Here is a 23,650-nt window from a genome sequence, read left to right as displayed (position 1 = left end):
TGTGGTTGGCCGCCGCGAGTCGGGCGGTCCGTCTACCGATTTGCAGACCTACAGATCGAGGACCAGCAGGTCGCTTCGCGATCGCGAGCAGCACGGCATGAACTGGTCGCCGGCTGCCTGTTCCGCTTCAGTCAGATACGAGTCGCGATGATCGGGCTCGCCTTCGAGCACACGCGTCGCGCAGGTGCCGCATACGCCTTGCTCGCACGACGTCAGCACGTCGACGCCGTTCGCCGCCAGCGCCGCGATGACCGTGCATTCGGCCGGCACGTCGATCACCATGCCGCTGCTCGCGATCCGAACCTGGAACGCACGGTCCGCGCCGGACGACGCAACCGCGCCGCCGAAGAACTCGTAGTGCAGCCGCGCTTCGGCCCAGTTGCGCTCGCGCGCGGCGTTCAGCACTGCGTCCATGAAGCCGCGCGGGCCGCATACGTACAGGTGCGTGCCTGCGGGCGCGGCGGCGAGCACGGCGGCGAGGTCGAAGCGTTGCCCGGGATCGCCGTCGTCGACGTGGAGGCGGGCGCGATCGTGAAATCCGGCCGCGTTGATCCGCTCGACGAAGGCCATGCGATCGGTCGAGCGTGCGCAGTAGTGCATGTCGAACGGCATGCCGGACGAGAACAGCCGTTCCGCCATGCTGAGGATCGGCGTGACGCCGATCCCGCCCGCGAGCAGTAGGTGGTGCGGGGCGTCGGGGGCGAGCTGAAACTGGTTGCGCGGCATGCCGATCCGCAGGGTATCGCCCTGCCGGACTTCGTCGTGGATCGCGCGCGACCCGCCGCGGCCATCGGCATCGCGCAGCACGGCGATCTGATAACGATCGGCGTGTTCCGGGTGATTGCATAGCGAGTACTGGCGCACGAGCCCGCCCGGCAAATGCACGTCGATATGGGCGCCGGCTTCAAAGCCCGGCAACGGCGAACCGTCGTCGCTGACGAATTCGAAACCGCAGATGTCGCGCGCTTCCTGCCACTTGCGGGCCACCCGGACCGTCAATGTCGCGGCGCTCATGACGCCTCCTTGATTTGCGCGACCGGAATCACGGGCCGCTGCGGGCTCGCCGCGTTTTCTTCGGCGAGCAGCCGTTCGATCACCTTGCGCGACAGCACGCCGCCGGCGTCGATGTTGAGTTTGAGCAGCTTGCGGTCCGGCCACTGCTCGAGGTTGAGCTGCTGGCGTTCGAGCATCTCGAGATCCTCGGCGAAGATCTTGCCCTGGCCTTCGCGGATTTCGGCGGTCAGCGCGTGATCGTCGGGCCGGAAGTTGCGCGCCATGCCCCAGAAATACCAGATCGAGGTGTCCGTCTCGGGCGTGATGAAGTCGACCACGATCGACGACGCCTTCAACTCGGCCGGCGCGTCGTAGCCGCCGTGGCCCGCATGGGCGACGCCCACTTCGATCATCACGTGGCTCGGCGGCGTGAAGCGGCAGATCTGCCAGCGGTCGACCGGCACGTCGTCGGCGAGCCCGTTGCCGCGCAGCGCCATTCGCCAGAACGGCGGCGGCATCACGTTCTCCATGAAGCGGCTCGTGACGACTTCGTCGCCGCGGCTGACCGTCTTCGGCGGCGCTTCGTCGATTTCCTTCTGGCCGATGCTCGACGCATGCACGTAGGTTTCGTGCGTGAGGTCCATCAGGTTGTCGATCATCAGCCGGTAATCGCAACGGATGTGATAGAGGCCGCCACCGTGCGCCCAGGCCGGGTCTTCGGCCCAGGCCAGCGCGGGCAGTTTGGCGGGATCGGCTTCCGACGCATTGCCCGGCCAGACCCAGACGAATCCGTACCGCTCGATCACCGGGAAGCTGCGAATCGGCGGGAAGCCGCCGACGCGCTGGCCCGGCATGCCGGACGCCTTGCCGTCGCAGCCCATTTCCAGCCCGTGATAACCGCACACGAGCACGCCGTCGCGCACGAATCCCAACGACAGCGGCGCGCCGCGGTGCGGGCAGAAGTCCTCGAGCGCGGCGACCCGGCCGTCCGCCGCGCGGTAAAACACCATCGACTCGTTGCAGATCTTGCGGCCCAGCGGCTTGCCGTCGATTTCATCGGGCGTGCATGCCACATACCAAGCGTTCTTGAGAAACACGTTCGTCGTCTCCTTCGGGGCGGTGCCGCTGATATGCGGCAGTTCTTCATTCCGTGTACTGAATGAGATTCAGTGTACGCATTGAGATTGGCCGGGGCAAGGCGAGCGGTATACTGGTTTTCCCGGGAAATGGCGCGAGGCAGCGCCATGCCGTCGGCGTGCGCAACCGGCGCGCGCCACCTATGTCATCGACTCATTCATGGAAAAAACGAATCCCGCCGACGCGCCGGCTTTCCCGCTCGACCTGTACGACGAGCCGGGGCACCTGATCCGGCGCGCGCACCAGATTGCCGTCGCGATGTTCTACGAGAAGCTGGGCCGGGACGTGACGCCGGTGCAGTACGCCGTCCTGCGGATGCTCTACGAGTGTCCGGGGCTCGATCAGGTGACGCTGGCGCAGCGGGTGGCGCTCGACACGTCGACCACGGCGGACCTCGCGGTCCGGCTCGAAGCGAAAGGATTGATCGTTCGCGAAGTGCTGCCGCGGCGTCAGCGGCGCCTGCTGCTGACACCGACGGGCGTCGAACTGCTCACGCGCCTGATTCCGTCAGTGCAGGAGCTGCGTGCCGGCCTGTTCGACGGGATGGGCGAGGAAGATTCGCAGGAACTCGTACGCCTGTTGCGCAAGTTCGTTCATTTGAACAACGAGCAGAGCCGCGCGCCGCTGCGCGTCGGCGAGGATTCGTAGCGGTCGGTTACGCGCGGCGCACGATACGACGTACGCCGGGCCGCGCCCTTGCGTCACGGGCGTGACGCTTCCCCTTCCAGCCGGCGCACGGCTTCCGCCACTTCATTCCTGAACCGCACGAGCGCCGCCTGTTCCGGCGCCGGCGGCTGCACGGCGGCCCACAGCATGTCGACGAGCTGCGTGGCCGTCGTTTCCGTGTCGAGCTTGCGGTGCCCGAGGATCGCATCCCACAGCACGTGCTCGATCGGCCCGAACACCATCGAGCGCAGCAGGCTCAGCGGCAGGTCGGTACGTACCTGCCCGGCTGCCTGGCCGCGCGCGAGCACGTCCATCAGCGGCGCGGTGTAGCGGCGCTGCAGCGCGGTGAGTTCGTCGCTCAGCGCATGCTGCTTCGCGCGGCCCTCCGACAGCACCAGTGCGCACAGGCCCGTGCCGTTCACCAGCATCAGCCGCAGGTGGGTGCGAACGATGAACGCGAACTGCTGCCGCACCGACGCATCCCGCGGCATCCCCTGCTCGAACGCGGCGATGTTTTCGTCGTACCAATCCGCGATGACGCGCGCGCACAGCTCGCGCTTGCCGCGGAAGTAGCTGAACACCGTCGCCTCCGATACGCCCACGCGCTGCGCGATCTCGGCGGCCGTCGCATGCTCGTAACCCTTTTCGGCGAACACTTCCCGGCCGGCGCGCAGAATGTCCTGCACGCGTTGCTGGGATTTGCGCCCGGCGGGCGCGCGCGACGTGTCGGCGCGATCGGCTTTGACGGTGGCGGTCATGGTGTCGGCGGTAGCGGCTGTCATCTCGGCATGATATCTGAGTGTCACTCAAAAAACTATTGACGCCGAACCCGACGAGGCGCGAAACTGTGCAAAATTTACGCTGTATTGGTCAATGAATCAGTGCATTCATTCGATTTGAGCGAAACTCAGAAATCAGTGGATGCCACACACTTTCTGGAGACGGAGGAGACATGATCAACCTGCCCGGTGTGCAATTCATGCTCGGTGAAGACATCGAGATGCTGCGCGACGCCGTCGCGACGTTCGCGGCGAAGGAAATCACGCCGCGCGCGGCGGAGGTCGACCGCACCGACCAGTTTCCGATGGATCTGTGGAAGAAGTTCGGCGATCTCGGCGTGCTGGGCATGACGGTGGCCGAGGAATACGGCGGCGCGAACATGGGCTACACCGCGCACATGGTTGCGATGGAGGAGATCTCGCGCGCCTCGGCGTCGATCGGCCTGTCGTACGGCGCGCACTCGAACCTGTGCGTGAACCAGATCCACCGCAACGGCACCGAGGCTCAAAAGCAGAAATACCTGCCGAAGCTCGTGTCGGGCGAACACATCGGCGCGCTCGCGATGAGCGAGCCGAATGCCGGCTCGGACGTCGTCAGCATGAAGCTGCGCGCCGACAAGCGCGGCGATCGCTACGTGCTGAACGGCACGAAGATGTGGATTACCAACGGGCCCGATTGCGACACGCTGGTCGTCTACGCGAAGACCGACCTCGAAGCCGGCCCGCGCGGCATTACCGCGTTCATCGTCGAGAAGGGGATGAAGGGCTTCTCGGTCGCGCAGAAGCTCGACAAGCTCGGCATGCGCGGCTCGCACACGGGCGAGCTGGTGTTCCAGGACGTCGAAGTGCCGGAGGAAAACATCCTCGGCCAGCTCAACGGCGGCGTGAAGGTGCTGATGAGCGGCCTCGACTACGAGCGCGCCGTGCTGTCGGGCGGCCCGACGGGCATCATGGCCGCGTGTCTCGACGCGGTGGTGCCGTACATCCACGACCGCAAGCAGTTCGGCCAGGCGATCGGCGAATTCCAGCTGATCCAGGGCAAGGTCGCCGACATGTACACCACGTTCCAGGCGTGCCGCGCATATCTGTACGCGGTCGGCCGCCACCTCGATTCGGCCGGCAGCGACCACATCCGCCAGGTGCGCAAGGACTGCGCGGGCGTGATCCTCTATACGGCCGAGAAGGCGACGTGGATGGCCGGCGAGGCGATCCAGATCCTCGGCGGCAACGGCTACATCAACGAATACCCGGTCGGGCGCCTGTGGCGCGATGCGAAGCTGTACGAGATCGGCGCCGGCACGAGCGAGATCCGCCGGATGCTGATCGGCCGCGAGCTGTTCGCGGAAACGATGTAACGCCCCACGTCACGCGAACGGAGCCCCGTCGATGCCGATCATCGAATCGAAACTGAACCCGCGCTCGGAAGACTTCCGCGCGAATGCCGCCGCGCTCGAGGCGGTCGTCGCCGATCTGCGCGCGAAGATCGAACAGCTCGCGCAGGGCGGCGGCCAGGCCGCGCGCGACAAGCACCTGGCGCGCGGCAAGCTGCTGCCGCGCGACCGCATCGCGCAACTGCTCGATCCGGGTGCGCCGTTCCTCGAGTTCTCGCAGCTCGCGGCGAACGGCATGTACAACGACGACGCGCCGGGCGCGGGCGTCATCACCGGGATCGGCCGGATCGCCGGCCGCGAGTGCGTGATCGTGTGCAACGACGCGACGGTCAAGGGCGGCACCTATTACCCGGTCACCGTGAAGAAGCACGTGCGCGCGCAGGAGATCGCCGCGGAAAACCGGCTGCCGTGCGTGTACCTCGTCGATTCGGGCGGTGCGAACCTGCCGAACCAGGACGACGTGTTTCCCGACCGCGACCACTTCGGCCGCATCTTCTTCAACCAGGCGACGATGTCGGCCGCGGGAATCGCGCAGATCGCCGTCGTGATGGGCTCGTGCACGGCGGGCGGCGCGTACGTGCCTGCGATGAGCGACGAGTCGATCATCGTGAAGGAGCAGGGCACGATTTTCCTGGGCGGCCCGCCGCTCGTGAAGGCCGCGACCGGCGAGGAAGTGAGCGCCGAGGATCTCGGCGGCGGCGATGTGCATACGCGCCTGTCGGGCGTGGCCGACCATCTCGCGCAGAACGACGCGCATGCGCTGTCGATCGCGCGCAACATCGTCGATCATCTCGCGCCGAAGATCGCGTCGCCGGTCGCGCTGCGCGAGCCGAAGCCGCCGCGCTACGACGCGAAGAGCCTGTACGGCGTGATCCCGGTCGATACGCGCAAGCCGTTCGACGTGCGCGAGGTGATCGCGCGCATCGTCGACGATTCGGAGTTCGACGAATTCAAGGCGCGCTACGGCACGACGCTCGTTACCGGTTTCGCGCACATCTGGGGCCACCCGGTCGGGATCGTCGCGAACAACGGCATCCTGTTCTCCGAATCGGCCGTGAAGGGCGCGCATTTCATCGAGCTGTGCTGCCAGCGCAAGATTCCGCTCGTGTTCCTGCAGAACATCACGGGCTTCATGGTCGGCCGCAAGTACGAGAACGAAGGCATCGCGCGGCACGGCGCGAAGATGGTGACCGCCGTGTCGAACGCGAAGGTGCCGAAGTTCACGGTGATCATCGGCGGCTCGTTCGGCGCCGGCAACTACGGGATGTGCGGCCGCGCGTTCGGCCCGCGCTTCCTGTGGATGTGGCCGAACGCGCGGATCTCGGTGATGGGCGGCGAGCAGGCCGCTTCGGTGCTCGCGACGGTGCGCCGCGACGGCATCGAGGCGAAGGGCGGTTCGTGGTCCGCCGAGGAAGAGGACGCGTTCAAGCAGCCGATCCGTGATCAGTACGAGCGCCAGGGCCATCCGTATTACGCGAGCGCGCGGCTGTGGGACGACGGCGTGATCGACCCGGCGCAGACGCGCGACGTGCTCGGGCTCGGCCTGGCCGCATCGATGAACGCGCCGATCGAAGACACGCGCTTCGGCGTGTTCCGCATGTAACGGCCGGGAGGGCTGACCGATGCGATACGAAACGATCAAGGTAAGCGAAGCCGGCCGCGTGGCGACCGTCACGCTCGCGCGCCCCGACGTGCGCAACGCGTTCAACGAGACGACGATCGCCGAGCTGACCACCGCGTTCGAATGGCTCGACGCGCATGAAGGCGTGCGCGCGATCGTGCTCGCCGCCGAAGGCGCCGCGTTCTGCGCGGGAGCGGACCTGAACTGGATGAAGAAGATGGCCAGTTACTCGGACGACGAGAACCGCGCCGATGCGCGCAAGCTCGCGCGCATGCTCGAGGCGATCCATCGCTGCGGCAAGCCGGTGATCGCCCGCGTGCACGGCGATGCCTACGCGGGCGGGGTGGGTCTGGTGGCCGCGGCCGATATCGCGATTGCCGCCGACGGCGTGAAGTTCTGCCTGTCGGAAGCGCGTCTCGGGCTGATCCCCGCGACGATCGCGCCGTACGTGGTGCGCGCGATGGGCGAGCGCGCGGCGCGCCGTTACTTCACGACGGCCGAGGTGTTCGACAGCGCGCGCGCGGCGTCGCTCGGCTTCATTCACGAAGCCGTGCCGGCCGATGCGCTCGACGAAACCGTTGCGAAGCTGGCCGCGACGCTCGTCGCGAACGGGCCCGACGCGGTGCGCGCGTGCAAGCGGCTCGTCGCCGACGTGGCCGGCCGCGCGCTCGACGCGACGCTGATCGAGCAGACCGCCGACTGGATCGCGCGAACCCGAGCCGGCGCGGAAGCGCGCGAAGGGATTGCGTCCTTTCTCGAGAAACGCACGCCTTCGTGGCGTGAATGACGGCGTGCCCCTAACTTTCCGGACGACACCGAAGCCATGTTCGACAAGATTCTGATCGCCAACCGCGGCGAAATCGCGTGCCGCGTCGCCGCGACGTGCAAACGTCTCGGGATCGCGAGCGTCGCCGTCTATTCCGACGCGGACGCGAACGCGAAACACGTGGCCGCGTGCGACGAAGCCGTGCACATCGGCGGCTCGGCCGCCGCGGACAGCTACTTGCGCATCGAGCGCATCATCGAAGCCGCGCGTGCAACCGGCGCGCAGGCGATCCATCCCGGCTACGGATTCCTGTCGGAGAACGAAGATTTCGCGCATGCGTGCGAAGCGGCCGGCATCGTCTTCATCGGGCCGCCGGTCGACGCGATCGCGGCAATGGGCTCGAAGGCGGCCGCGAAGGCGCTGATGCACGCGGCCGCCGTGCCGCTCGTGCCGGGCTATCACGGCGACGACCAGGACGCGGCCAACCTGCATCGCGAAGCCGACGCGATCGGCTACCCGGTGCTGCTGAAGGCGAGCGCGGGCGGCGGCGGCAAGGGGATGCGCGTGGTCGAGCGCTCCGACGATTTCCCCGCGGCGCTCGCGTCGTGCCAGCGCGAAGCCGCGAGCAGCTTCGGCAACGACCGCGTGCTGATCGAGAAATACCTGACGCGCCCGCGTCACGTCGAGGTGCAGGTGTTCGGCGACACGCACGGCAATACCGTATACCTGTTCGACCGCGACTGCTCGGTGCAGCGCCGTCACCAGAAGGTGCTCGAGGAAGCGCCGGCGCCGGGTCTGCACGACGACGTGCGCCGTGCGATGGGCGAAGCGGCCGTCGCGGCCGCGCGCGCGGTCGGTTATGTCGGCGCGGGTACCGTCGAATTCATCATGACGGGCGACGCGTTCTACTTCATGGAAATGAACACGCGCCTGCAGGTCGAGCATCCGGTCACCGAGATGGTCACCGGGCTCGATCTCGTCGAATGGCAACTGCGTGTCGCATCCGGCGAGCCGCTGCCGCGTCAGCAGGACGAACTGCGCGTGCAGGGTCACGCGCTCGAGGCGCGCCTTTATGCGGAGAACCCGGCGCGCGGCTTCCTGCCGTCCACGGGCACGCTGAAGCACCTGCGGCTGCCGGCAGGCGTCGAGTTCGCGATCGGCGCATCGGTGCGCGTCGACAGCGGCGTGCGCGAAGGCGATGCGATCACGCCGTTCTACGATCCGATGATCGCGAAGCTGATCGTCCACGGCGCGGACCGTGCGGAAGCGCTGGGCCTGATGCTGCGCGCGCTGCGTGCATGCGAAGTGGTCGGCCTGCACACGAATGCCGCGTTCCTGCAGCGGATCGTCGCGTGCGAGCCGTTCGCGACGGCCGATCTCGACACGGGCCTGATCGAGCGCAATCACGATGCGCTGTTCGCGCCGCAAGAGCCGCCGCGCGCGATGCTCGCGCTCGCGTGCGCGGCGCTGCTCGCGCGCGAACGCGGCGCGGCCGCGCAGGGTTCGTCGCCGTGGGGCGCGCTGCCGGACTGGCGACTGAACGGCGGCTATCGCCGCACGCTCGACTGGCATGCGGCCGAGCGCGAAGCGGACGTGACGGTCACGTACGAGGACGACGGCGCTGTCGCGCGCCTCGCGACCGGCGGTGCGGCCGCGCAACCGTTCGCGTGGACGCGTGGCGCCACGCCGCTCGATTTCGACGTGACGCTCGGCGGCGTGCGCAGCAGCGGCCGCGTGTATGCGGACGGCGACACCTTCCACGTGTTCTCGCAAGGCGCGGCCGAGACGTTCGAATGGCGCAACCTGCTCGCGCATGCGGGTGATGCGGAGCAGGGCGGCGGCCGCCTGACCGCGCCGATGCCCGGCAAGGTGATCGCGGTGCTGGTCGAGCCGGGCCAGAAGGTCGAAGCGGGCACGCCGCTGATCGTGATGGAAGCGATGAAGATGGAGCACACGATCGGCGCGCCGAGCGCGGGTGTCGTCGCGGAAGTGCTGTACGGCGTCGGCGACCAGGTTTCGGATGGCGCGCAGTTGCTGATGATGGCGGAAGGCTGAGCGGCGCCAGCTTCGCGTATGCGGGCCGGCTGCCACGGCTGCCGGCCCGTAAGACAGGCGTCGTGATGCGCTCCACGACCGACACCACGACAGATTCGCTTCGATCGCTTCGGAAAAAACGAAGCAATGCGAATCTTTCGATTGCATTACGTCAACCTCTCGTTATCCCCTCCGCCGCGGCATGTGCGCCCCTTGCGTGCACGCGGCGCGCCTCCTTGCACGACACCATCGTGTAACACGTGATAATTAGCATCTCGCCGTCGACACGACCGGTGCGCACCCGCGCCTGTGTCAAGTCGTCACATCCACGGAGAGACGTTATGCGAAAGTCGGCCCTACGGCCTTTCGCGGTCGTTGGCCTGATCGCGCTGACCGCACTCCTCGGTGCCTGCAACGACGACCTGACCGCACCCGCCGCACCTGTGGCGCAGCAGAAGGCCGCATGCGGCGGCGGCGTGGTCGCCACCGCGCAGATGCACTGCCCGCCCGGTTTCACCGCGCCTGCTTCCTCGCCCGCTTCCTGATCCCGGCTGTTTCCACCAGAAATCCAATCAAGAGCAACCAGCATGGCCACCCATTCGCGACGCGATTTTCTGAAGTTCTCCGCCGGCCTCGCCGGCGCGACCGCCGCCACCGCACTGCTTCCCGAATCGATCCGCAAGGCGCTGGCGATCGAGCCGAATACCGTGACGGGCACGATCCAGGATGTGCAGCACATCGTCGTGTTCATGCAGGAAAACCGCTCGTTCGACCACTACCTCGGTCACCTGAGCGGCGTGCGCGGCTACAACGACCGCTTCCCGGTCACGCTGCCGAACGGCAAGCCGGTGTGGTTCCAGCCGCGGCAGGAGGACAAGACGAGCGTGATCGCGCCGTTCCGCTACGACACGACCGACCCGGGCGTCAACGCGCAGTGCATCGGCGGCCTGCCGCATACGTGGGCGACGACGCACGGCGCGATCGACAACGGCCGCGCCGACCAGTGGGCGGTGCAGAAGTCCAACATGACGATGGGCTACCACGTTCGCGACGACATCCCGTTCCACTACGCGCTCGCGGATGCGTTCACCGTGTGCGACAACTACTTCTGCTCGATTCCGGGCAACACGCACCCGAACCGCATGTACCTGATGACGGGCATGGTCGACCCGCTCGGCACGGGCGGCGGCCCGCTGCTCGACAACACCGACTACATCGACAACCAGTTCGACAAGATCAAGTTGCCGCCCTTCAGCTGGACGACTTATCCGGAGCGCCTCGAGAAAGCGGGCATCTCGTGGCAGATCTACCAGCAGGGCACCGGGTTCGACAACTTCACCGGCAACTACGGCACGAACATGCTCGCGTGCTTCAACAACTTCGTGAATGCGCCGGCCGGTTCGTCGCTGCAGACGCGCGGGATGAGCACGCGCCCGATCACGCAGCTGAAGGCCGACGTGCAGGCGAACGCGCTGCCGCAGGTATCGTGGCTGCTGCCGCCCGCCGCGTATTCGGAGCATCCGAAGTTCACGCCGCTCTACGGCGCGTATTACCTGTCGACCATTCTCGATGCGCTGACGTCGAATCCGGACGTGTGGAGCAAGACCGTCCTGCTCGTCATGTACGACGAGAACGACGGCTTCTTCGATCACGTCGTGCCGCCGTCGGCACCGACGCTGCCGGGCTCCGGCATGAGCACCGTGGACGTGTCGCTCGAGCGGCACAACGTCGTGACCTCGACGCAGACAGGTACGTACACGGCCGACAACCTGCCGTACGGCCTCGGCCCGCGCGTGCCGATGTTCGTGGTCTCGCCGTGGTCGAAGGGCGGCTTCGTGTGCTCGCAGGTCTTCGATCACACGTCGGTGCTGCAATTCATCGAGAAGCGCTTCGGCGTGATGGAAACGAACATCTCGCCGTGGCGCCGCGCGATCTGCGGCGACCTGACGTCGGCGCTCGACTTCTCGAAATCGGATGCGACGCTGCCGACCCTGCCGAGCACGCAGGCGTATGTCGCGCAGGCGGACCTGCAGTGTTCGCGCGCGTCGTCGCAGACCGCACCGGCCAGCACCGCGCAGCAGGTCGTGACGGCACAGGAGCCCGGCACGCGGCCGGCGCGAGCGCTGCCGTACGAATTGCACGTGACCGGCCAGCTCCAGACGCAAGGCTACGCGCTGACGTTCGCGAACACCGGCACGCAGGGCGCGCATTTCTGGGTCTATACGGGCGACCCCACCGCGATGCCGCGCCGCTACACGGTCGAAGCGGGCAAGCAGCTGACCGACACGTGGGCGCTCGATGCGAGCGGCAACTACCTGGTGAGCGTGTGGGGGCCGAACGGCTATTTCCGGCGCTTCGCCGGATCGGCCGCCGCGGATGCCGGCGCGAAGCCTGAAATCACGCCGTGTTACGACACGGCCAACGGCGACGTGTACGTGACGATCGCCAACGCGGGCACCGGCACGCTCACGGTCACGGCGACCGATGTCGCGTACGGCGGCGCACCGCGCACGTTGACGGTTCCGGCGGGGCAGCGCGTCGAAGCGAACTGGGATCTGTCGTGCAGCAGCCACTGGTACGACCTGCAGTTCGCGGTGGCCGGGAACGCCGGCTGGACGCGCCGCATCGCGGGGCACGTCGAAACCGGCAAGGCCAGCATCACCGACCCGGCCGCCGTGGCGCCGACGACCGCGGCGATCTGACGGCAATCCATGCGTGCAGGCTCCGCGCCGGCACGCGACGAGCGCATGTCAGAAACGAAAAAGGCGCCGCGCGGCGCCTTTTTCAGTCAGGTGCGCGAAATCAGATGGGGCGAAAAACCGTGTATTGATCGCCATCGAGTTTTTCCAGGTACCGGGAATCATGGAGCGTCAGGTTGACCGGCTGGAGAAATTTCTCGTCGGCGGCCTCGTGTTCGTTGCTGGCGCGCGTATTGAACAGGCTCGAAGCATTTGCGGAGTTCACGAGAGAATCGAGGCGCGGTGCGTTCCAGTCGAGGTGCCCCCTGAGCAAGTAGAAGTGCATGATCCCGCATTGCTGATGGGCCCAGAAGTCATGCCACATGAATGAATCGGGCCGCCACACGGAGTTGTGGCTCTCGAAGTACGATGCGCTGCTCATCGGCATGCACTCGGGGGTCGAGATGATGATGTATCGCGATCGATAGTTGAGAAACTCCAGCAGATCGCGACCGTGGGAGTGGCGCATGTGCTCGATGACATCGCCCAGGATGATCGTGTCGTACGAGTCGCCGGATCGTTCGTACAGCGTGTCGCTGACGCCGGAAATGATGTCGTCGTAGCCGTTCTCGATCAGGAACGGATGGGTCTCTTCATCACATTCAAGCGCCGTGAAACGGCAATCGGGCACGATCTTCCTGAGCAGGCGCCCGTATTTCCCGCCCCCGGCCCCGACATCCAGAATCCTGCCCGGGTTGATCGACTTGACCAGATGCTGCGTGAGTTGATCGAAAGTTGGCCACGAATACCCGATCTGTTCCACTTTGACCTCCCGTCAAGGCTGGTTTGAAAAATTGATCGTAGCGATGTCACAGCGTTGCTGCGAGGTCGTTTTCTGCCCACCCTGGATGCCGACACCGCGCGGCAACCCGGGTGGCGCGGCGGGTCGCACGAGTATCGCACAACCGTCTCGCGGACTTGCGCGTGCCGGCCGGGCGCTGACCATCCCTGACAGTATGCGGCGGGCACTCCGCTAGAATGCCGGGTTGCCGGCGGCGTGCGCCGCTTGACGCGGGCGGCGCTTCGCGCGCTACACTGCATCCATTCCATCCCCATCCAACTTCCCATCCCGCCGACGATGACATCCCCTGTCCTGAACGGCCTGCGCATCGGTATCACGATCGGACTGCGTGCCCCTGACGAAAGCCTGTGGATCAACGGCATCAAGCAGAACGCGCTGTTTCTCGCGAAGCTGCTGATGGCGTCGCCGCACGGCTACCGCGTGACGCTGGTCAACACCACCGACGTACCGCTCACCGATGCATTGCCGTGGGATCGCAGCGTGTACGACACGCGCGCATTCGCCGAGATGAAGGATTCGCTCGACGTGGTGATCGAGCTGGGCGGGCAGATCGACGGCGAGCAGACGGCCTACCTGAAGGCGCGCGGCGCGAAGCTCGTCAGTTACTGCTGCGGCGTCGAGTACATCAACGCGATGGAATCGATGCTGTTCGGCCGCCGGCTGTGGGATTCGCTGTTCATCAACCGCGGCTACGACGAGGTGTGGGCGATTCCGCAGATCGCGCCGTCGTCGCTGCCGTTCCTGCAGTCGCTGCGCCGCTGCCCCGGGCGCGTCGTGCCGTTCGTGTGGGACCCGATGTTCCTGAGCGCGCGCGCGCAGTCGCTGCCGGAGCACGGCGAATACCGGCCGCGCAGCGAACCGGGCAAGCGGCTGACGGTGATGGAGCCGAACCACGACGTCGTGAAGTTCTGCGTGTATCCGATGCTGATCATCGACGAAGCGTATCGCCGCGATCCGGATGCGATCTGCTTCACGCACGTGACGAACGCCGATCGCCTCGCGCACGACAGCCCAGAGTTCGTGATGCTGATGAACTACCTGGACATTGTGCGCGCGGGCAAGGCGAGTTTCGTCGGGCGCTTCGATACGCCGCTGTTCCTGGCCGACCTGACCGATATCGTCGTGTCGCACCAATGGTCGAACCCGCTCAACTATTTCTATTTCGACGTGTGCTGGCAGGGCTATCCGCTCGTGCACAACGCGAGCCTCGCGCCCGATCTCGGCTACTACTATCCGGACAACGACGTGCAGCAGGGCGCCGATGCGCTGCTGCGCGCGCTGCATACGCACGATGACGACTGGGAGGCGTACACGCGGCGCCAGCGCGACATCCTGAGCCGCTACACCTCGGCGAATCCCGCGCTCATTGCCGAATACGACGCCCTGCTCGCGAACCTGGTCGGCGCATCGGCTGCATAAGGCCCGATTTTTCTCGCGGCGCACATGTTGCGCCGCGGCCCGCCATCGGGATTGTCCCGCCCTAATGTCTGACGAAATAATGCCGTTAAAAAAGAAACCGCCGAACCCGATCGGTTCGACGGTTTTCGAAGGCACGAATTTGACGGCTCCGAGGGAAGTCCGTCGGAAATCATTTTATAGGTTAACAAGTATTTAAGATTGTTAAAAATGGTTTGATCGATAATCATCATATGATTTAAATTGATATTATCGATTAACGGTTGTTCTATTCTGTGTAGAAATTTAATAATTCGTTTGAAACGGGAAAATTGAGCGCTGCGATGATCGAATGACGTGCGGCAGCCGATTTGTTGCGATGCGCAAGCCGGGCCACCAGCCTTCACGGCGAGTTCGGCGACGGGCGAGGGCGCTGCCTCGCGGGCTGGCATTTATCTGATTAATTGAAGGCTTTCGAATTTGCGAGGCATGCAAATTACGCGGGAATTGATTCGGGCAAGGATGTTTAGGTGGTTTGAATAAACAATATCCGGATCGGGTTTAAGTAATTTGCGTTAGTGTGACCTGTCGCACAATCGGTATCGCGCATGCGTGGTGTATTCCAGTAACTGAATATCGTTGAAAATATCGAATTTGACGGCGCGCCGAAGCGAAAAGTACGCTCCCCGGAAAAGATCGACATAACAGGATGGGCCGGGTAGGCGGCGGAGCACGTCATGATCGGTTTGCTCCGCATGTTTGTTGAGGTCGAGCCGCGATCGGCGGCTCGCCATTTGCCGGAGCGCCGGATGAATGCGGTCGAAGCTCGCCAGGAGGCGAATCGGGAAGCGAATCGTGACGAAATCGATCTCGTGTTCGGCGCCCCCGACGATCATCCCGACCTCGCGTCGGTACGCAGTTTCGTGGAGAGCCGGCTCGCGTTCGCGCAAGAGCCCGTGTGCCGGGCCGACCTGTCGGGCGGTGTGCTGTACCAGGAATGCCTGGCGCGATTGCGGTGGGGCGAGCGCGATGCGCTGCCGCCGGTCGCGTTCCTGCCGCGCCTCGAGGCGCTCGGGCTGATGCGGTGGTTCGACCGGCTCGTGGTCGGCCGGACGATCGACGCGCTGCGCGCCGATCCGGCTGCCGTCTATGGCTGCAATGTGGCGGCGGCGAGCGCGGTCGTCGACGATGCGTGGCTGGCCATCTTCAGGCGGCTCGAGCGCGAGCCGTCGGTCGCGGCGCGGCTGGTGGTCGAGATCACGGAGACGGGGCCGCTGAATCCCGTCGCGGGTCGTTCGTTCGTGAACCGCTTTCGGCAGACCGGATGCCGCATCGCGATCGACGATTTCGGGGTCGGCTTCAGCGCATTGAACAACCTGGTGGTCGGCAATCCCGACATCGTGAAGCTTGACCGGTCGATCCTGTCGATGATCAAGCGCAACGCGATCGGCCGCTACCAGTTCCGCAGGCTGATCGCGTTCGCGCATGAAGGTGCGCGGCACGTCGTCGTCGAAGGCGTGGAGAGCGAGATCGACCGGCAGATCATCGTGGATGCCGGCGTCGCCTGGGCGCAGGGCATCCGTTTTTCATGGCGGTCGCCGGCCGCCGCGTGACGGCGCGGAAACAGGCGGGGTGGCGTGCACGACGCACGCCGGTGTCGGGCGTGGCCGGCGCGTGGCCGGGACGAATCGCAAAGGGGCATGGGCATGGCGGGGACGAAGGCCGGAAGCGGAACGGGCACGCAGGCAGCCGGTGCGCGCGAACTCGTCGCGATCGCCGAGCTGGCCGACATGCTGTGGCAACTGGGCGCCGAATCGACCGAAGTGCCGATCGACGTCGCGCCGTATCTCGACGGACTGACAACCATTGCGCGCCGCATCCAGCGGATGACGCCGCTCGACGCCGGCGGCCGCGAACTGGCCGCACGGCACTATTACGCGGGTGTCATCGCGGGCGCGTGCGGCGACGATTCGGCGATCGCGCGCGGCGTGTCCGACAGCCTCGTCAAGCAATCCGGCGGCACCAGCCGGCGGGTCGCGCACTGCTTCGCGGTGCTCGCGCGGACGGGCCGGCGGCATGGCCGTGTGTTCGCCGCGCAGAGCGGCGACCGGGTGCTGGTCTAGCGCCTGTTCACGCCGGTCGCGGGCGCGGCGCGATGCGCGTGGCCCGCGTCGATCTCATCGTCGCGTAACGGCCCGGACGCGCGCCAAACCGATCAATCCTTCCCGAATCCGCCGAGCACGAACGCCATCGCGCGGTCGACCGCGTCGTCCCATCGGCCGACGTGCGCGGCGCGCACGATCCGGACGCCCGGATAGAGGGCGGTGCGCGAGCCGGTTTCCCAGCGCGCGTCGGCTTTCGGGCTGAGCAGCAGCACGGCCGGCACGCCGAGCGCGCCGGCGAGATGGACGTGCGCGGTGCACGTGGTCACCACCGCGTCGAGCGCGAGCATCAGCGCCGCCAGGTCGCTGAAATCGCCGATCGCGTGATGCGGGAAGGTCACCGGCAGGTCCGATTGCTCGGACTGCGCGGACAGGTCGCGGTTGATGCAGTACGCGGCGTGACCGTGCAGCCGCGTCAGCGGCGCGAGGTCGCGCAGGCTGGCCGCGCGATGGAAGCGCGCGTCGCTTTCGTCGCGCCCGCGCCAGTTGAGCCCGATGCGACGCGTGCCCGCGGCATGGCCGTCGCGCGACACGCGCTCGCGCCACGCCGCCGCATGCCCCGGTGGGCAGGACAGGTACGCGCCTGCCGATCCTCCCTTGGGTGCCGGCGCATAGCCGAACTGCGCGGCGAGCACCAGGAACGAACACCAGTAGTCGTGTGCGATCTGCGACGTGTCGATCCACGCGCCGTGCGCGCCGATGAATTCGATGTGCGGGAACGTGTGACGCATCAGGCCCGTCAGCGCGTCCGGAACGACGACGGTCACGCTCGTGCAGCCGAGCGTGTCGAGCGCATGCAGGTAGCGTGCGTACTGGAGCTGATCGCCGACACCGCCGTAGCTGAGCACCAGCAGCCGCTTGCCCTGCAGCGGCTGGCCCTGGTAGAGCCGCTCCGTCGGCAGCCCGAACTGCGCGGCCGTCAGGACGTTTTCGCTCGCGATGGTGGCGCGGGCCGCTTCGTCGCGCCGGCCGGCGCGCAGCAGCAGCATCGAACGCATCAGCTCGATGCGGCCGCGCGTCGCGTCGGGCAGCGCATCCGGATCGCCGAAGCGTTCGAGCGCCGCGAGCCCGGCGTCGGGTGCCCCGGCAAAGCCGAAGCACGACGCGAGTTGCAGCGCGATCGCGTCGTCGTCGAGCCCGCGGCCGCGCGCGCGTTGCCAGCGGTCGATCGCGTGCCCCCACTCGCAGCGCGACTCATGGTCGAGTGCGCGGTTCCAGTGCGTTTCAGGCGCGTCGGTGTCGGCGGCTGCGTCGGGGGGCGCATCGACGTCGGCCGGCGACGCGACGGCGATCGGTTCGATCGAGATGACCAGCCGCTGCCTGTCCCAGCGCGCGTTCGGCACGCAAAGCAGGTTCAGCGGGTCCATCCGGTAGAACGTGTAGTCGAGGCCGGCAAAGGTGGCGATGATCGGCGCCTCGCCGACTTTCCAGTATTCGACCCAGCACCAGGGCAGGTGCGTCTCGATCAGACGACGCGCGCCGCGCAGCGCGTCGATCTCCATGCCTTCGATGTCGAGCTTCAGGAAATCCAGCCGCGGCAGGCCGAGCGCGTCGAGCCTGACAACCGGCGTCGGCGTGCCGCCTTCCGCGTGCGCGCCGACGAGCGACACCTGGCCGAAGTCGGCATCCTGCCCATAGTCGACGTCGGGCACCTTCATCGTGCCGTTGGCGCCGGCGAGCCCCATGTTCAGCAGATGGACGTTGTCGAGCTGGTTGAGCGCGACCGTGCCGCCGAGCGCGTGGAACAGCGTGCGCTGCGGCTCGAACGCGTACACGCGGCCGCCGCGCGCATGCAACCGGTGGGCGATCGGCACGCACACGAGCCCCGCATTCGCGCCGCCGTCCACGGCGATCGCATCGTCCGGCAACTGGTCGATCACCTTCAGGATCGTGTCGAGCTCATCCTGGATGTGCGGCCGCCCGGTCTTGATCAATGCTTCGGCCTGGTACGCGCAGTGCCGGTTGATGACGAACGGACCGTGAATCGAATCGATCACGACGAAATTGCGGACGGTCTGATTCATGGGCGGTAGCAGGGGCGAATGAGGTCAGCCGAGTGCGCGGCCGGCGAACAGGTGCTGGATCTGCGCGGAATACGCGTGGACGTTGTGCGCGGCGAGCGTGTCGACCTGGTGCAGGCAGCGGCGTGCCGCGGCGGCGTATTCGTCGAGCCGTGCGTCGTGCGTCTGCGCGGCGGTCGCGATCGCACGCGCGGCGTCGAAGATCTCGAAGTCCGGATAGTAATAGCCGACGTCGCGCAGGAACGGCGAGTTGTGCACGAGCGGGTAGTTGCCGTACAGCGCGTCGTACAGCAGGTAGTTGAGGCCGTTTTCCCAGTGGTGGGACACGACGATGTCGGTGTGATGCGCGGCCCACGCGACGAACGGCGCGCGCACGTCGGCGGTCGCCTTGCCGTCGCGCACCATCTCGAGCCCGAGCGCGAGATGCTTGAAGGCGACGTTTTCCTTCTTGTCGAACGTGTTGGTCATGTACACGTGCTCGACGAGTTCCGGATGCTCGACGTAGCACGCGTTGGCGGCGAGCATCGGCACGATCGAGCTTTTCACGACGTTCAGGTTCGGCTCGAAGAACGCGATGCGTTTCGCGGGGCCGTGGTTTCGATAACCGAAGCGCGCCTTCAGTTCGGGATCGGCGTCGAGGCTGCGCTCGATGAAATACGGCGACCAGATGTGCGGCAGCTCGATCACCGGCGCGCGGTACACGGCCTGGAAATACGCGGCGCACGTGTGCATGTGCTGCGGGTTGGTCCAGATCTCGTCGAACTGCACGCGGTGCGGGTTCGGCCGCCACGAGTTCTTCTCGAAGTTGATCGTCTCGACGGCGATCACGTAGTCGTTGCCGAAGCGGTACGACACGCACTTGCCGCCGCGTCGGCGCACGGCGTCGGTGTGCGTCGAGTCGACGAACGCGTTCATCTCGATCAGCAGGTCGGTCTGGTGGACGACGGCGGACAGCGGCCGCAGCGCGTCGCCGAACGCGTCCATCATCAGCGCCTGCGGATACTCGGTCACGCCTTCGTCGTGCGCGAGCCAGACCTCGCCGATCAGCGGCGACTGCTTCAGCAGCATGTACAGGTACACGCAGTGCTGATTCGCGCCGTTGTACCAGATCGACTGCGTCGAGTCGCGCTGCACGTTCATCGTTATCGCGACATTGAGTTTCATGACGGCTCCGTGGTGCGGGCGTTGCTCGGGTTACGGCGTGTAGTTTTGCGACGAGCGCGGCACATAGCCGGTCAGGCGCCAGTGGCCGTCATCCTCGCGGCGAAAGCTCAGCTTCTCGAACATGGTCGCGCCGCTCGTCAGCGTCGTCGCGTAATCGACGTTCGCGTAGAGCCCGTCGGGTGTCGTCGACGCGTTGGTGTAGCGGATGCGCGTGATCTGCGCCCAGCCGCGATGACGCACCGCGCCGACCGACTGGCGCGCGCGCTGCATGTCCGACGCGAACTGGTCCTGCTTGATGCGCGCCTTCACGAACGCGGCGGCATCGGTCCACACGGCGTTGTACTGGCCGGCGTCGAGCTGCTTGAACACGGCGTCCGAGTCGCGGAGCAGCGCGTCGGCCGATTCGCCGTCGGCTTGCGCATGCGCGCCGATCGCGATCGATGCGACGGCGCAGCCGATCAGCCATTTGGCGCGGGTGAGGGGCGTGCGTGCGGTCATGTCCGAGTCAGGAAAAGGGCGGTGCGTCACGCGTCGCGATAGAGGGTGGCGATCGCGTCCGTATAGGCGGCGACGTTCTCGGGGTTGTAGATGCTCACGGAGCTGAGCACGTGCTTCGACTGCTCGCGGTACGCTTCCAGGTTCGCGTCGTGCTCGGCGAACGCCTTCAGCAACGCGCGGCCGCCGGCCTGGCAGTCGAAGTCCGGATAGAAATACCCGGCCTTGCCGAGGAACGGCGAGTTGTGGATCAGCGGGTAGTCGCCGTACAGCAGCTCGTAGTACAGGTAGTTCTGCGCGTTTTCCCACGTGTGCGACACCACCGCGTCGCCGAATGCGGCCATGAACTCGTACACCGCGTAGCGGCTCTCGAACGTCGTGACTCCGTGGTTCACGATGTCGAGGCTCTTCGCGAAATGGACGAACGTCGCATGTTCCTTCAGGTGCAGCGTGTTGCATACGCGCACGAACTCGAGGAAATCGGGCTTCGCGCGATACGCCTCCTCGGTCACCAGCATCGGGATGACGCTCGTCTTCACCATGCAGATGTTCGGCTCGAACATCGTCACGCGCCAGCGCGGCTTGCCGGGCTCATAGCCGAACGACAGCCCGGCACCGAGCGTCGCGCGCGCCTTGTCGAACAGCATCGGGTGCCAGATGTGCGGAACGATCGTGACGGGCGCGCGCAGGCCCGTCTGGTAATAGTGCAGGCACGAGCGCTCGAATTCGGGAATCGTCCACACGGCATCGTACGGCGCGCCCGAGAACAGGAAACCCGACGGCTTGTTGAACATCGCGCGCTCGATGTCGATCACGTAGTCGTTGCCGACCCGCATCGTGACGACCTTGCCGCCGCGCTCGCGGAACGCGCGCAGGTAATCCGCGCCGAACTGCGCGCTCATTTCGATCAGCACGTCGCAGCGCTGCAGTGCTTCGTCCATCGACAGGAGCGGCACGTCCCATTCGCCGAGCATCATCTGCGGATCGGCGACCTGTTCGCCGCCGTTCACCATCACGGCTTCCGCGACGAGCGGCGACTGGCGCAGCAGCAGGATCAGCAGCAGGCAGTTCTGGAAAATGCCGTTTTCCCACAGCGACTGGCCGGCGCCGCGCACGAACAGCGACACGCCGACGACGAGACGCTTGCCCTCGCCGGGCGCTTGACGGGCATTGGAGTCCGACATGCGTATTCTCCGGTTCAGGCGACCAGACGCGAGACGAACGCGTCGAGGTTCGCGGGGTTGTCGATCGAGACCGACTGTAGCAGCCGGCCGGCCTTCGCGCGGTAGTCGTCGAGGCGTTCGTCGTGATGCAGCCACGCGTCGAGCAGCGCACGGCCGCCCGCGGCGGAATCGAAGTCCGGGTAGTAATAACCGGCGTCGCCGATCAGCGTCGAGTTATGGATCAGCGGATAACCGCCGTACAGCACGTCGTAATACAGATAGTTCTGCCCGTTTTCCCAGTGGTGCGACACGACCGCATCCGCGTGGCGCGCCATGAAGCCCGGCAGGTCGAGGCGCGGCTCGAAGGTCGCCTTGTGCTGGCGCACGAGATCGAGGCTGTTCGCGAAGTGCACGAAGGTCGGATGCTCCTTCATGTGCAACGAGTTCACGACGAACATGTGCTGAACCGCGTCCGGACGCGCACGGTAGAACGCGTCGCACGCGAGCATCGGATAGTGGCAGGACTTGGCGACCGAGATGTTCGGCTCGAGCATCGCGAGGTACCACGGGCGGCGGCCGGGCCGATAGCCGAACGTCGCGCCTTCCGCGGCGAGCGCGGCGATGCGCCGATCGAGGAAGTACGGCGACCAGATGTGCGGCATCAGATGGACGGGCGCGCGCAGGATGGTCCGCAGCATAGGCGCCGCGGTCTTGTCGTATTGCGGCAGCAGCCAGACTTCGTCGAACGGCGCGCTGTTGAAGACGTGTCCCGACGGTTTCCCGAAGATCGGGGTTTCGCACAGGCCGGCGTACACGTGCCCGCAGAAGAACGCGGCGATTTTCTTGCCGAGCGCCTTCATGTGTCGGAGCCACTCCACCGGCAGCTGCGCGCCCATTTCGATCACGACGTCGAGTTCGTGCGTGACGTCGGAGGGTTTCACGAGCGGGATGTCGAGGCCGTCGAGTTCGAGGCCGGCCGGCAGCGCGTTGGCGTCGCCGCCGTTCAGGAAGTAGACCGGGCCGACGCGATCCGAGCGCTTGAGCATCATCGCGAGGAACGCGATGTTCTGGTGGATGCCGTTTTCCCAGATCGCCTGGCCGTCGCGCGCAAACAGCGAGATGCCGACCGCCGGCCGTTGCTTGCGGGTGCCGCCCGAGGCGGCTTCATTGATGTCCGTCACCGGTTGGTTTCCTCTGCGGCGTCGTGCGTCCGGGCATCGCGTCGAGCGTCTGGCCCGGAAGCGGCGCGCCGTGGATTGTCATGGTTGCATTTGCGCCGGTGCGCCGCGGCGGGCGAATCGGGCGACCTGGTTCGCGAGGGCGGCAGCCGGTTTCCGGCGTGTCATCGGGCACGCCTGGCACGGCGCGTGATTCGGACAGGTTGCCCCGGCGACTGTCTGCGGCGATTGTGGCACGGAAACCGCCGGTTTTGGCGGGACGTGACGAACTTTGACATAGCCGCCGGTCAATGCGAGCAGGGCGCCGGCGAAGCGGCGCCCGGGGGCGTCCGGCGGGGGGCGGGTGCGGGTCCGGCGCGGCGCTGACGGCCGGCCGGATCGGGGCGCCGCGCGCGGCGGCGGCCCGCTCAGTGCTGCAGGCGGATTTCGACGCGGCGGTTGCTGGCGCGGCCTTCGGGCGTCGCGTTCGACGCGACCGGGTCGGCCTTGCCGCGACCCGAGACCGTCAGCGAATCGGTCTTCACGCCGTGTGCCTTCAGATAGGCCGCGACGGATTCGGCGCGGCGCTTCGACAGCGCGAGATTGTAGTCGTCGCTGCCCACCGAATCCGTAAAGCCGGTGACGCTCACCTGCGAGTACGTGTGGTCGGCGCGCTCGCTCAGCAACCGGTCGAGCGATTCGCGCGCGGTCGGGGCGAGCGTCGCGTGGTCGGTGGCGAACAGCGCGTCGCCCGACAGGTTGACCTGTTCGACGACGGCTGTCGCCGGCGCGGCGGCCTGCGCCGCTTGGGCCGGCGCCGCGCCGCACTGGAACACGAGCGTTGCGGGATCGGACTTGTCGCGCAGCGCGCGGGCCGAATCGACGGCGCGCACGGGCTCTTCGCCGCAGATCTTGCGGGCGGCCTTCATGCAGGTCTCCGGGCCCGACAGCAGGCCGTGGCAGTCCACCTGGAAGGTGCGCACGCCGTCGCGCGGCTGCAGTTCGGAGGCGCTGAAGGTCGGGCCGGATGCGGTCGAGCACGCGGCGAGGGCCGTAGCAGAAAGTGCGAGCGCAAGAGCGAGTTTGTTCACGGTTACATCCTCAAAACTTGGGTTGACTGAAGCCCGCCACGGGTTGCGCGGCGGGCTCGTCCGGCCGTCGGGGCC

General features: G+C 66.5%; 20 protein-coding genes. 10 read left to right on the top strand and 10 right to left on the bottom strand.

The window, feature by feature from the left end; all coding sequences use genetic code 11:
- Positions 1 to 48: 48 nt before the first annotated feature.
- Both APZ15_RS22690 and APZ15_RS22685 read right to left on the bottom strand, forming a co-directional pair.
- Positions 49 to 1,014 (bottom strand): PDR/VanB family oxidoreductase, encoded by a 966-nt coding sequence (locus APZ15_RS22690; protein ID WP_027790574.1) that lies wholly within the window; start codon positions 1,012 to 1,014, stop codon positions 49 to 51.
- Complete coding sequence (locus APZ15_RS22685; RefSeq protein WP_027790575.1) at positions 1,011 to 2,090, bottom strand: aromatic ring-hydroxylating dioxygenase subunit alpha; 1,080 nt, start codon at positions 2,088 to 2,090, stop codon at positions 1,011 to 1,013. Before APZ15_RS22685 ends, APZ15_RS22690 begins: the two co-directional genes overlap by 4 nt.
- 199 nt (positions 2,091 to 2,289) lie before the next feature.
- On the opposite strand from APZ15_RS22685, the gene APZ15_RS22680 reads away from it, so the two are divergent.
- The gene (locus APZ15_RS22680; RefSeq protein WP_021163015.1) at positions 2,290 to 2,778 is read left to right on the top strand and encodes a MarR family winged helix-turn-helix transcriptional regulator; all 489 of its coding nucleotides are present in this window, start codon (positions 2,290 to 2,292) and stop codon (positions 2,776 to 2,778) included.
- 53 nt (positions 2,779 to 2,831) lie between these two features.
- Here the strand turns inward: APZ15_RS22680 and APZ15_RS22675 are convergent, their stop codons facing one another.
- The gene (locus APZ15_RS22675) at positions 2,832 to 3,578 is read right to left on the bottom strand and encodes a TetR/AcrR family transcriptional regulator (protein WP_027790576.1); all 747 of its coding nucleotides are present in this window, start codon (positions 3,576 to 3,578) and stop codon (positions 2,832 to 2,834) included.
- 170 nt (positions 3,579 to 3,748) lie between these two features.
- On the opposite strand from APZ15_RS22675, the gene APZ15_RS22670 reads away from it, so the two are divergent.
- The 6 genes from APZ15_RS22670 (at position 3,749) to APZ15_RS22645 (ending at position 12,089) form a co-directional block, all read left to right on the top strand.
- Positions 3,749 to 4,930, top strand: coding sequence for an isovaleryl-CoA dehydrogenase (locus APZ15_RS22670; RefSeq protein WP_021163017.1), 1,182 nt, complete (start codon positions 3,749 to 3,751; stop codon positions 4,928 to 4,930).
- 31 nt (positions 4,931 to 4,961) lie between these two features.
- Positions 4,962 to 6,569, top strand: coding sequence for a carboxyl transferase domain-containing protein (locus tag APZ15_RS22665; protein WP_027790577.1), 1,608 nt, complete (start codon positions 4,962 to 4,964; stop codon positions 6,567 to 6,569).
- Positions 6,570 to 6,588: 19 nt separating this feature from the next.
- On the top strand, positions 6,589 to 7,374 hold the full coding sequence (locus APZ15_RS22660; protein ID WP_027790578.1) for an enoyl-CoA hydratase/isomerase family protein: 786 nt from the start codon (positions 6,589 to 6,591) through the stop codon (positions 7,372 to 7,374).
- Positions 7,375 to 7,410: 36 nt separating this feature from the next.
- Complete coding sequence (locus tag APZ15_RS22655; protein ID WP_027790579.1) at positions 7,411 to 9,408, top strand: acetyl-CoA carboxylase biotin carboxylase subunit; 1,998 nt, start codon at positions 7,411 to 7,413, stop codon at positions 9,406 to 9,408.
- A 320-nt stretch (positions 9,409 to 9,728) separates the two neighbouring features.
- Positions 9,729 to 9,932 (top strand): hypothetical protein, encoded by a 204-nt coding sequence (locus APZ15_RS22650; RefSeq protein WP_021163021.1) that lies wholly within the window; start codon positions 9,729 to 9,731, stop codon positions 9,930 to 9,932.
- A 42-nt stretch (positions 9,933 to 9,974) separates the two neighbouring features.
- Positions 9,975 to 12,089, top strand: a complete 2,115-nt coding sequence (locus APZ15_RS22645; RefSeq protein WP_027790580.1) for a phosphocholine-specific phospholipase C — start codon at positions 9,975 to 9,977, stop codon at positions 12,087 to 12,089.
- 100 nt (positions 12,090 to 12,189) lie between these two features.
- On the opposite strand, the gene APZ15_RS22640 is transcribed toward APZ15_RS22645, so the two are convergent.
- Positions 12,190 to 12,888 (bottom strand): class I SAM-dependent methyltransferase, encoded by a 699-nt coding sequence (locus tag APZ15_RS22640; RefSeq protein WP_027790581.1) that lies wholly within the window; start codon positions 12,886 to 12,888, stop codon positions 12,190 to 12,192.
- 315 nt (positions 12,889 to 13,203) lie between these two features.
- Here APZ15_RS22640 and APZ15_RS22635 point away from each other — a divergent pair, with 315 nt between their 5' ends.
- The 3 genes from APZ15_RS22635 to APZ15_RS22625 all read left to right on the top strand — a co-directional run bounded on the left by APZ15_RS22635 (position 13,204) and on the right by APZ15_RS22625 (position 16,445).
- The gene (locus APZ15_RS22635) at positions 13,204 to 14,346 is read left to right on the top strand and encodes a DUF2827 domain-containing protein (RefSeq protein WP_027790582.1); all 1,143 of its coding nucleotides are present in this window, start codon (positions 13,204 to 13,206) and stop codon (positions 14,344 to 14,346) included.
- A 785-nt stretch (positions 14,347 to 15,131) separates the two neighbouring features.
- Complete coding sequence (locus APZ15_RS22630; protein WP_027790583.1) at positions 15,132 to 15,935, top strand: EAL domain-containing protein; 804 nt, start codon at positions 15,132 to 15,134, stop codon at positions 15,933 to 15,935.
- A gap of 87 nt (positions 15,936 to 16,022) precedes the next feature.
- On the top strand, positions 16,023 to 16,445 hold the full coding sequence (locus tag APZ15_RS22625; RefSeq protein WP_080982041.1) for a hypothetical protein: 423 nt from the start codon (positions 16,023 to 16,025) through the stop codon (positions 16,443 to 16,445).
- A gap of 92 nt (positions 16,446 to 16,537) precedes the next feature.
- Here APZ15_RS22625 and APZ15_RS22620 read toward each other — a convergent pair whose 3' ends face one another.
- The 6 genes from APZ15_RS22620 to APZ15_RS22595 form a co-directional block, all read right to left on the bottom strand.
- Positions 16,538 to 18,508 carry an FkbM family methyltransferase gene (locus APZ15_RS22620; protein ID WP_027790585.1) on the bottom strand — a complete coding sequence of 657 codons (1,971 nt, stop codon included), beginning with the start codon at positions 18,506 to 18,508 and terminating at the stop codon, positions 16,538 to 16,540.
- Positions 18,509 to 18,532: 24 nt separating this feature from the next.
- On the bottom strand, positions 18,533 to 19,669 hold the full coding sequence (locus APZ15_RS22615) for a DUF2827 family protein (protein ID WP_027790586.1): 1,137 nt from the start codon (positions 19,667 to 19,669) through the stop codon (positions 18,533 to 18,535).
- A 30-nt stretch (positions 19,670 to 19,699) separates the two neighbouring features.
- Positions 19,700 to 20,167 (bottom strand): DUF4019 domain-containing protein, encoded by a 468-nt coding sequence (locus APZ15_RS22610; RefSeq protein ID WP_027790587.1) that lies wholly within the window; start codon positions 20,165 to 20,167, stop codon positions 19,700 to 19,702.
- Positions 20,168 to 20,193: 26 nt separating this feature from the next.
- Positions 20,194 to 21,348 (bottom strand): DUF2827 domain-containing protein, encoded by a 1,155-nt coding sequence (locus tag APZ15_RS22605; RefSeq protein ID WP_027790588.1) that lies wholly within the window; start codon positions 21,346 to 21,348, stop codon positions 20,194 to 20,196.
- Positions 21,349 to 21,362: 14 nt separating this feature from the next.
- Positions 21,363 to 22,508 carry a DUF2827 domain-containing protein gene (locus tag APZ15_RS22600; protein WP_027790589.1) on the bottom strand — a complete coding sequence of 382 codons (1,146 nt, stop codon included), beginning with the start codon at positions 22,506 to 22,508 and terminating at the stop codon, positions 21,363 to 21,365.
- 404 nt (positions 22,509 to 22,912) lie between these two features.
- Entirely contained in the window at positions 22,913 to 23,575 is a 663-nt protein-coding gene (locus tag APZ15_RS22595; protein ID WP_027790590.1) for an OmpA family protein, read from the bottom strand.
- Positions 23,576 to 23,650 lie beyond the last annotated feature (75 nt).

The sequence above is a fragment of the Burkholderia cepacia ATCC 25416 genome (assembly GCF_001411495.1).
Taxonomy (GTDB): Bacteria; Pseudomonadota; Gammaproteobacteria; order Burkholderiales; family Burkholderiaceae; genus Burkholderia; species Burkholderia cepacia.
Note: the sequence above shows the minus strand (reverse complement) of the source record. Positions and strands in the feature narration are given on the sequence as shown.

Coding starts and splice junctions, on each gene's coding strand:
- APZ15_RS22690 (WP_027790574.1), bottom strand. CDS start 1,014: ATGAGCGCCGCGACATTGACGGTCCGGGTGGCCCGCAAGTGGCAGGAA.
- APZ15_RS22680 (WP_021163015.1), top strand. CDS start 2,290: ATGGAAAAAACGAATCCCGCCGACGCGCCGGCTTTCCCGCTCGACCTG.
- APZ15_RS22675 (WP_027790576.1), bottom strand. CDS start 3,578: ATGACAGCCGCTACCGCCGACACCATGACCGCCACCGTCAAAGCCGAT.
- APZ15_RS22670 (WP_021163017.1), top strand. CDS start 3,749: ATGATCAACCTGCCCGGTGTGCAATTCATGCTCGGTGAAGACATCGAG.
- APZ15_RS22665 (WP_027790577.1), top strand. CDS start 4,962: ATGCCGATCATCGAATCGAAACTGAACCCGCGCTCGGAAGACTTCCGC.
- APZ15_RS22660 (WP_027790578.1), top strand. CDS start 6,589: ATGCGATACGAAACGATCAAGGTAAGCGAAGCCGGCCGCGTGGCGACC.
- APZ15_RS22655 (WP_027790579.1), top strand. CDS start 7,411: ATGTTCGACAAGATTCTGATCGCCAACCGCGGCGAAATCGCGTGCCGC.
- APZ15_RS22650 (WP_021163021.1), top strand. CDS start 9,729: ATGCGAAAGTCGGCCCTACGGCCTTTCGCGGTCGTTGGCCTGATCGCG.
- APZ15_RS22645 (WP_027790580.1), top strand. CDS start 9,975: ATGGCCACCCATTCGCGACGCGATTTTCTGAAGTTCTCCGCCGGCCTC.
- APZ15_RS22635 (WP_027790582.1), top strand. CDS start 13,204: ATGACATCCCCTGTCCTGAACGGCCTGCGCATCGGTATCACGATCGGA.
- APZ15_RS22630 (WP_027790583.1), top strand. CDS start 15,132: ATGAATGCGGTCGAAGCTCGCCAGGAGGCGAATCGGGAAGCGAATCGT.
- APZ15_RS22625 (WP_080982041.1), top strand. CDS start 16,023: ATGGGCATGGCGGGGACGAAGGCCGGAAGCGGAACGGGCACGCAGGCA.
- APZ15_RS22620 (WP_027790585.1), bottom strand. CDS start 18,508: ATGAATCAGACCGTCCGCAATTTCGTCGTGATCGATTCGATTCACGGT.
- APZ15_RS22615 (WP_027790586.1), bottom strand. CDS start 19,669: ATGAAACTCAATGTCGCGATAACGATGAACGTGCAGCGCGACTCGACG.
- APZ15_RS22610 (WP_027790587.1), bottom strand. CDS start 20,167: ATGACCGCACGCACGCCCCTCACCCGCGCCAAATGGCTGATCGGCTGC.
- APZ15_RS22605 (WP_027790588.1), bottom strand. CDS start 21,348: ATGTCGGACTCCAATGCCCGTCAAGCGCCCGGCGAGGGCAAGCGTCTC.